8 protein-coding genes are annotated in these 7,457 nt (G+C 47.4%); 3 read left to right on the top strand and 5 right to left on the bottom strand.

Annotated elements, in window-relative coordinates; all coding sequences use genetic code 11:
• Positions 1 to 237: IS200/IS605 family transposase (gene tnpA / locus H579_RS28570; RefSeq protein ID WP_028300798.1), on the top strand; the 237-nt coding region annotated here is incomplete at its 5' end.
• Positions 238 to 663: 426 nt separating this feature from the next.
• Here the strand turns inward: tnpA and H579_RS0111465 are convergent.
• The 3 genes from H579_RS0111465 to H579_RS0111455 form a co-directional block, all read right to left on the bottom strand.
• On the bottom strand, positions 664 to 1,080 hold the full coding sequence (locus H579_RS0111465) for a GFA family protein (RefSeq protein WP_028300797.1): 417 nt from the start codon (positions 1,078 to 1,080) through the stop codon (positions 664 to 666).
• Between the two features lie 229 nt (positions 1,081 to 1,309).
• A complete protein-coding gene (gene bamJ, locus H579_RS0111460; RefSeq protein WP_028300796.1) occupies positions 1,310 to 1,786 on the bottom strand; it encodes a BamJ family beta-barrel-assembly machinery protein in 477 nt (158 codons plus the stop codon).
• A gap of 189 nt (positions 1,787 to 1,975) precedes the next feature.
• Positions 1,976 to 2,578: a DUF938 domain-containing protein gene (locus H579_RS0111455; protein ID WP_028300795.1), complete on the bottom strand. Its 603-nt coding sequence runs from the start codon at positions 2,576 to 2,578 to the stop codon at positions 1,976 to 1,978.
• 437 nt (positions 2,579 to 3,015) lie between these two features.
• On the opposite strand from H579_RS0111455, the gene H579_RS0111450 reads away from it, so the two are divergent.
• Positions 3,016 to 3,486, top strand: coding sequence for an Mpo1 family 2-hydroxy fatty acid dioxygenase (locus tag H579_RS0111450; RefSeq protein ID WP_028300794.1), 471 nt, complete (start codon positions 3,016 to 3,018; stop codon positions 3,484 to 3,486).
• A gap of 170 nt (positions 3,487 to 3,656) precedes the next feature.
• On the opposite strand, the gene H579_RS0111445 is transcribed toward H579_RS0111450, so the two are convergent.
• Positions 3,657 to 4,442: an enoyl-CoA hydratase/isomerase family protein gene (locus H579_RS0111445; protein ID WP_028300793.1), complete on the bottom strand. Its 786-nt coding sequence runs from the start codon at positions 4,440 to 4,442 to the stop codon at positions 3,657 to 3,659.
• Positions 4,443 to 4,730: 288 nt separating this feature from the next.
• On the opposite strand from H579_RS0111445, the gene H579_RS25345 reads away from it, so the two are divergent.
• Complete coding sequence (locus H579_RS25345) at positions 4,731 to 5,618, top strand: ATP-grasp domain-containing protein (protein ID WP_245583254.1); 888 nt, start codon at positions 4,731 to 4,733, stop codon at positions 5,616 to 5,618.
• Between the two features lie 143 nt (positions 5,619 to 5,761).
• Here H579_RS25345 and H579_RS0111430 read toward each other — a convergent pair whose 3' ends face one another.
• Positions 5,762 to 7,279, bottom strand: coding sequence for a fumarate hydratase (locus H579_RS0111430; protein ID WP_028300792.1), 1,518 nt, complete (start codon positions 7,277 to 7,279; stop codon positions 5,762 to 5,764).
• Between the last annotated feature and the right edge of the window lie 178 nt (positions 7,280 to 7,457).

Here is a 7,457-nt window from a genome sequence, read left to right as displayed (position 1 = left end):
GAATCCGACCATATCCATCTTTTGCTTGAACTTAACCCGACGATTCAGCCATCTAAGCTGGTAAACAGCCTAAAAACGGTCACAAGCCGAAAGATTCGAAAAGAGTTCTCGGAGCACCTAAAAGAGTATTATTGGAAACCAGTGCTCTGGAGTCGAGCTTACTGCCTGCTGACTGCAGGCGGAGTACCAGTTGAAGTGCTCAAAGAGTACATCGAGAATCAAGATAGGCCAACTTGACGTTGGCCGCGCTATCCATCTCCCACCAAAATATCTCGCCTGGGCTCGTTAGTTTTGGAAGGAGAATTACGCGCTATCCGTTAAAGATTCAGCATCAACCTTGTATTACACGCGCTAACGGGTACTCTCGTTTTTCTGGCAGGCTTGCTGAACAGTGCGCTTGGGGAAAACAGGCCTTAATAAAAAAGCCACGGCACAACTACCGTGGCTAAAACATGGTTAAGTGCGATCAAGGAAACAACATAACCAAAGGAGCAGATGACAAGCGCTTCGGCTTAGCATAGTTCAAAAACACTGCCATACCGCCCCAGAACAACAAAGCTTTACCGTACAGGTAAATTTGCCAATCTTTTGGAGAGCCAGCTGAGAAAAAAGTTCGCATTTTTTACAGCCGGTTTCATTCCCCTGAATATCTCACGGTTTAATTTATTTTTTGACAGGCATGCCATCAAACTTGGGCAACTCTTTAGGCTCTGTGTACCAACAGGCACGATCCGCCCAAAACAGGCTGGAAGAGGGTCGGATACCTGGGTCCTGATCCAGCGATCCTGCAGGCACCACCACATTACCGCCACCCTGCACCAGCCAAGGCATATTGGAGCCACATTGTTTACAGAAACTGGTCGCGTAATACTTAGCTTCCGGGTGTTCAAAGCGTCCTAGCTGATCCTCACCGGTTAACCACTGAAAACGCTCAGGGGGCACAAAAATATTAGCAGCATGAGCTGTACCCGTGACTTTTTGGCAACGACTGCAGTGGCAGTATTGAAAATATTTTAACGGTCCTTCCATCTGATAGTTCACTGCACCACATAAACAGCTACCCATATATTGCTCAGACATAACTTCCCCTCACGGGCTACCCTATAGCCACCATTGTTATTCTTTGATAGTCGTAGTATTCGATTAGCTACAAGTTAGCCAATCAACACGTTATTTAGTGTTGTACGGGGAAAAGCATGAGCAGACAAGGGAATAAAAAAACCAAGCGGTCAGTTTTTTGAGGCTGGAGGCTATCAAGAAATAACCTCCATAATCGGATGGTAATAAAGTGAAGATGATCTGGAAAAGCTTAAGGATTGATCTTAATCAGCTCCACTTCAAACACCAGAGCAGAACCTGCAGGAATACCACCAACACTGCTTTTGCCATAAGCTAAATGAGAAGGGATATACAAACGGGTTTTCTCGCCCTCGACCATCAATTGCAGGCCCTCAGTCCAACCCGCAATCACCTGACTCAAACCAAAGTCAATGGGTTGACCACGATCGACAGAGCTATCAAATACCTTACCATTGATCAGCGTACCGTGATAATGCACCAGCACACGATCCGTAGGTTTTGGATGTACAGTGCCTGTTCCCTCTTCCAGGACCAGATATTGCAGGCCAGACGGCGTGGTTTTAACCCCTTCGTCCTGAGCATTACTGGCTAGAAACGCCTGTCCTTCACGGGTGTTAGCTTCCAATGCTTTCCTGTCGTCAGACATGCGTTTAAAGATAAAAAATGCAACGGCAATCGCTGCCATAATAATGATAAATCGAGTCACAGCCTTTTCCTGTTCCGAGTGCTATTGAGGGCTTAAAACCGGTATCCCAGATCATATCTGAGCGAAAACGCCACCATCCTACCCCAGCAGCAAGACAGGGAAAAGAAATCAAAGGAGCAACTCAATAGCCTGAATGAGTCAACAAGCCACATGATTGTTCAGCTACAGAGCAAAAAGGCTGACCGGGAACTATTCAAGATCCAGCATCTGCCACTGTAGCAGACGGTTATTGGCTGGCATCTCGTAATCCTGCACTAAAAACATACCCGCTTCACGGGCCAGTTGGTCGACAGCCTCAAAATCCCGAATACCACTCTCTGGATCACGCTGACGCAGCCAGTGATCAAACTGCTGATTACTGGGGCTAGTGAAACTCCCCTCGTAATTAAACGGCCCATAGACGCAACAAACGCCACCACAAGGCAATACCTTACGTACACCACGGAAAAAGGCCTCAACCATCGACCAGGACATAATATGCAGAGTATTGGCACTGAACACACCATCGACCCGTTTGATTGGCCAGGGATACTCTGTCACATCCAACGGAATAGGGGCTAACAAATTATCGCCTTCGTATTCACTACACCATTGCTCAATCCCTTCCAGATAGATACCCTGGTCACTGGGTTGCCAGCTTAGATGCGGCAGGTTCTGCGCCATAAACACCGCGTGCTGGCCTGTACCACTGCCCACCTCAAGTACCTGCTGACTTCTGGCAAAGGCCACTTTTAACACATTCAGAATCGGCAACTTATTGTTTTCACATGCCTGAGAAAAGGGTTTTGTCATTATCGTTCCTGTCAGCTATCAGAGAGCTCAAAAAAATAAACACGTCACGACTCACACAAGCGTTTTTCTATAACAAATCGTTCATTCTTCAGCTGCTGACTGAAGAACCTCAAAGCACTTTTTTTATGCGAGTGTATACGGGTTAACAACAATTTAAGAGCAACAGAAAAATCCGTAGCAAAAGCCTATGTCCAGTGCGCACATGATGCAAGTCTAATAAAAAACTTGCAGCCAGAGCACGACTAGACTAAAAACTCTATTACTAAGATAACAATAATAGCAAAAAGCCCAAACAGTGATTAGCAACAAACATGATCAGTAATAAAGGGATTATCAATAACGTAATCGGCGCAGTAAGCTATCCCAGCTATCAATGATTACTAACATATAGAAAGGATATCACCAGAATCACTGCTCAGGCTTAGCAGGAGAGAAAGATGCCCCGTAGCGCCCAACAATGGTTTGATGAATATGGCTCAAGCCACCAAAACCCCACCAATAAGTTGATTCACTGGCTGATGGTACCCACCATCTTTTTCACCATTGTCGGTTTATTGTGGAACCTGCCTCTACCGGCTCTGTTAAGCGATATTCAAGGTGTGAATTGGGCCAGTATTATTCTGATTCCTGTATTGATCTTTTACGCTTCGCTTTCCTGGACACTGATGCTCGGCATGCTGGCCTTTAGCCTGGTCTGCTTTATGCTCGCCTGGCAGATCGATATCAGCGCTAACTGGCCGTTATGGCAAATTAGCCTGACTCTGTTTGTGATCGCCTGGATCTTTCAATTTATTGGCCACAAGATTGAAGGCAAAAAGCCATCATTTTTTAAAGATGTGCAGTTTCTCCTGATCGGCCCGGCTTGGTTACTGGGTTTTATCTACCGCAAGTTAGGTATTCATTACTAACCCAGATAAACCAGAAGCATGTTGGATATCAAAAAGATGAGCCATAAAAACAATAAGGCCAGCTGCCCCCCCCTTATAAACCCATAAAGTCGGGTGCTGACCTTATTATCCAATAACCGCAGAATGCGGATTTGAGATACAGAAGTATTATCCCAAAAAAACAGAACCCATCAGCAGCCCTTAAACTGAGCGGGACGTTTCTCCATAAAGGCTTTGACACCTTCCTGACCGTCTTGAGTTTTACTGAGTTCAGTAATGGAGCGGGCTTCAAGCTCCATTTGGGATTCCAGTGTTTCAGATAAGGCGCTATCCACCAGAGATTTCACCTGCCCGTAAGCCTGAGTCGGCCCTGATGCCAACATATGAGCCAGCTCCGAAGTGATCTCCTGTAGCTTTTCTGCCGGTACGACACGGTTGACTAACCCCCAGTCCAGAGCAGTTTGCGCATCCAGCACACGATTAGTGATAAAGAACTCTTTCGCTCTCCGTGGACCCAGCTGTTTGGTCAGATAATAAGATGTACTGCCATCAGGCGAAAAACCGATCTGAGTATAGGCACTGGTAAAACGTGCGGTATCCGACGCGATCACTAGATCACAACAAGCCATCAACCCCAGGCCTGCACCGGCTGTCATACCATTAATCGCGCCTATAACAGGAATCGGCAAACGGGAGAAACGGGATATCGCGCTGTGCAGATAGGTCGTCATATCCATCAACAGTCGATCCACATTATCAGGATCGCTGGCAAAAGAAGGCACATCGCCACCGGCTGAAAATGCCTTATCACCGCTCCCGGTAATCACTAACGCCCGTAACGTCTTATCGCAGCTACATTGATTGGCAATCTCAGACAAACCTCGCATCGTATCCGCATCCATGGCATTAAATGCCTGCGGACGATTTAATGTAAGCCATGCAATATCATCATAACGCTCGAACAAAATTACACTCATCACTTTCTCCCCAAGATAAAGCTGTACACCTGAATATCAATCACCCTGCTCACGACAGGCAAGTCCCATAGAGAAGGCGAGCGGCCATAGCTCAGATGCTTTTAAGTTATATTCAGCGCCTGCTTGACCAAGCACATAGAAATCAAACACTTGTTTAAACATCTGAGATTTTCACAATACAATATTGAAGTCAAAGAATGACTCATAAGTCGCTCAACTCATGGTGTTTTTTGAAAAATAATAATCAGAAGCAACATTTTAGAATTGGCAGTTATAACGAAGCTTTGTATGATCGCGCATCCTTCATTTGTGCGTGTTGACTGTATGAAACTGATCTCGTTTGATGCTTTGCGTACCTTACATTTTCCTTCCACCCATTACATTAAACCCGACTGCTATCTGCAGCATGATGCTGAGATAGAATCAGCTGACTGGCTGCTGTTTCCTGAATACTGGCAGTTGAATGTACTGCATTATGCTTACAAAAAGCGTATTTTCCCCTCTCCTGCCAGCTATGCCCTGGGGCACGATAAAGTCGAGATGACCCGGGCTTTCATGGCGGTAGCCCCTGAGCATGTCCCCTTTACTCTGATCCACGGCAACTCACCTGAAAAGGCAGATGAGATTTGGCAGAAAATGCCACGTCCTTTTGTTGCCAAGATTCCTAAAAGCTCTATGGGTGAAGGGGTATTCCTGATCGAATCACTGGCTGACTGGCATCAGTACTGCCTGCAAACCCATGTACTCTACGCCCAGGAATATCTACCTATTGACCGTGATTTACGTATTGTGGTGATCGGTGACAAAGTGGTGGGCGGTTACTGGCGAGTGCAGGCAGAGAATGGATTTCATAATAATATCGCCCGAGGCGGCACGCTACTGGAAGGCCCTCTACCTGAGTCAGCTGTCGAGCTGGTATTGAAGCTTGCCAAAACATTGGGTATTGATCATGCCGGTTTTGATATCGCTATGATCGGCCATTACCCTTTTGTACTGGAGTTTAACCGCATGTTTGGCACTCAAGGCATCAATAAGATCATAGGGGATACCACACCTATGATCCTGGAATACCTGAATGCTGCGATGAATGATGAAGACCAACCGGAAGATCCGGATGATCCTAATGGCTCAACCCCGAAAGGGCGTCGGGTTCGAAAACCGGCCATTGCAGCCTAGTCCTATAATAAAGGCAGGTTCAGGCGATAAAAGCGACCTAAATGCAGATATAAAAAACGCCCGATAATAATCGGGCGTTTTTTATGTTCAAACCGGATCAGATCGCTGCTATCAGAATAGCGCTAATCCGGTTAAACCTGAGATTAAGCACCGACGTTTTTAGCCGCAATAATCTCTTTCCACTTAGCAGGGCCAGTGTTATGTACGGATTCACCATTAGCATCTACCGCTACGGTTACCGGCATATCTTTCACTTCAAACTCGTAGATCGCTTCCATACCCAGCTCAGGGAAAGCCAGAACTTCAGCGTGAGTGATCGCTTTCGATACCAGGTAAGCCGCACCACCGACAGCCATCAGGTAAACCGCTTTATTATCCTTGATCGCGTCGATCGCAATCGGACCACGCTCAGACTTACCTATCATACCCAGCAGGCCAGTACTCTCAATCACCTGACGAGTGAATTTGTCCATACGGGTCGCAGTCGTCGGACCCGCAGGGCCAACCACTTCGTCACGTACCGGATCAACCGGACCAACGTAGTAGATAAAGCGACCTTTCAGGTCAACCGGCAACTCTTCACCGGCGTTCAGCATCTCAACCATTTTCTTGTGGGCCGCATCACGACCGGTCAGCATTTTACCGTTCAGCAGAACCGTCTCACCTGGCTTCCAGCTTTGTACATCTTCCGGAGTCACTTCATCCAGATTAACGCGACGGGTGCTTTCGCTGACTTCAAAGGTCACTTCCGGCCAGTCATTCAGATCCGGCGGAGTCTGCAAAGAAGGCCCTGTACCATCCAGCTCGAAGTGAGCGTGACGGGTTGCCGCACAGTTTGGAATCATGCAGATCGGCAGAGACGCCGCGTGAGTGGGGTAATCTTTGATCTTAACATCCAGAACAGTCGTCAGACCGCCCAGACCTTGCGCACCAATACCCAGCTCGTTTACTGCGTCCATAATTTCCAGACGCAGCTCTTCAGCACGGTTTTGTGGGCCACGTTCACGCAGCTCATGAATGTCGATCGGATCCATCAGGGATTCTTTCGCCATAACCGCAGCTTTCTCTGCAGTGCCACCGATACCAATACCCAGCATGCCCGGCGGACACCAGCCAGCGCCCATGGTAGGAACGGTTTTCTTAACCCACTCAACGATAGAATCCGATGGGTTCAGCATCACCATCTTGGATTTGTTTTCAGAGCCGCCGCCTTTTGCTGCAACCTGAACGTCAACGGTGTTGCCCGGTACGATTTCGTAGTGGATCACTGCTGGCGTGTTGTCTTTAGTGTTCTGACGCTTACCGGCAGGATCAGCCAGAATAGAAGCACGCAGTACATTATCCGGGTGCGTGTAAGCACGACGAACACCTTCGTTGATCATATCTTCCAGGCTCATATCGCCTTCCCACTGTACTTGCATACCCACTTTAACAAATACAGTTACGATACCTGTGTCCTGACAGATAGGACGTTTACCCTCTGCACACATACGTGAGTTGATCAGGATTTGTGCCATAGCGTCTTTAGCTGCGGGGTTTTCCTCTTTCAGGTAGGCTTCATGTACCGCCTGAATAAAATCTACCGGGTGGTAGTAGGAAATATATTGCAGTGCGTCCGCAACGCTATCGATCAGGTCGTCTTGACGGATTACTGTCGTCATCTTCGGAGCATCTCCTATCACGGTCTGTGCTTATTCGTCCGGGGTTGAGCCGGATACACCTTATATCAACGATCCCTGCTGTTGTGCGCAGGGCCGATGCTGTTTTATCTGTTTCTCTGCTGTCTTACGTGCATTGCAGCAGAGTCGGCGCAAGTATACACCATTTTCATAACCTAAA

It is taken from the genome of Oceanospirillum beijerinckii DSM 7166 (assembly GCF_000422425.1).
Classification (GTDB): domain Bacteria; phylum Pseudomonadota; class Gammaproteobacteria; order Pseudomonadales; family Halomonadaceae; genus Oceanospirillum; species Oceanospirillum beijerinckii.
The sequence above is the reverse complement of the archived record's forward strand: the minus strand, read 5'-3'. Positions and strand labels throughout refer to the sequence as shown.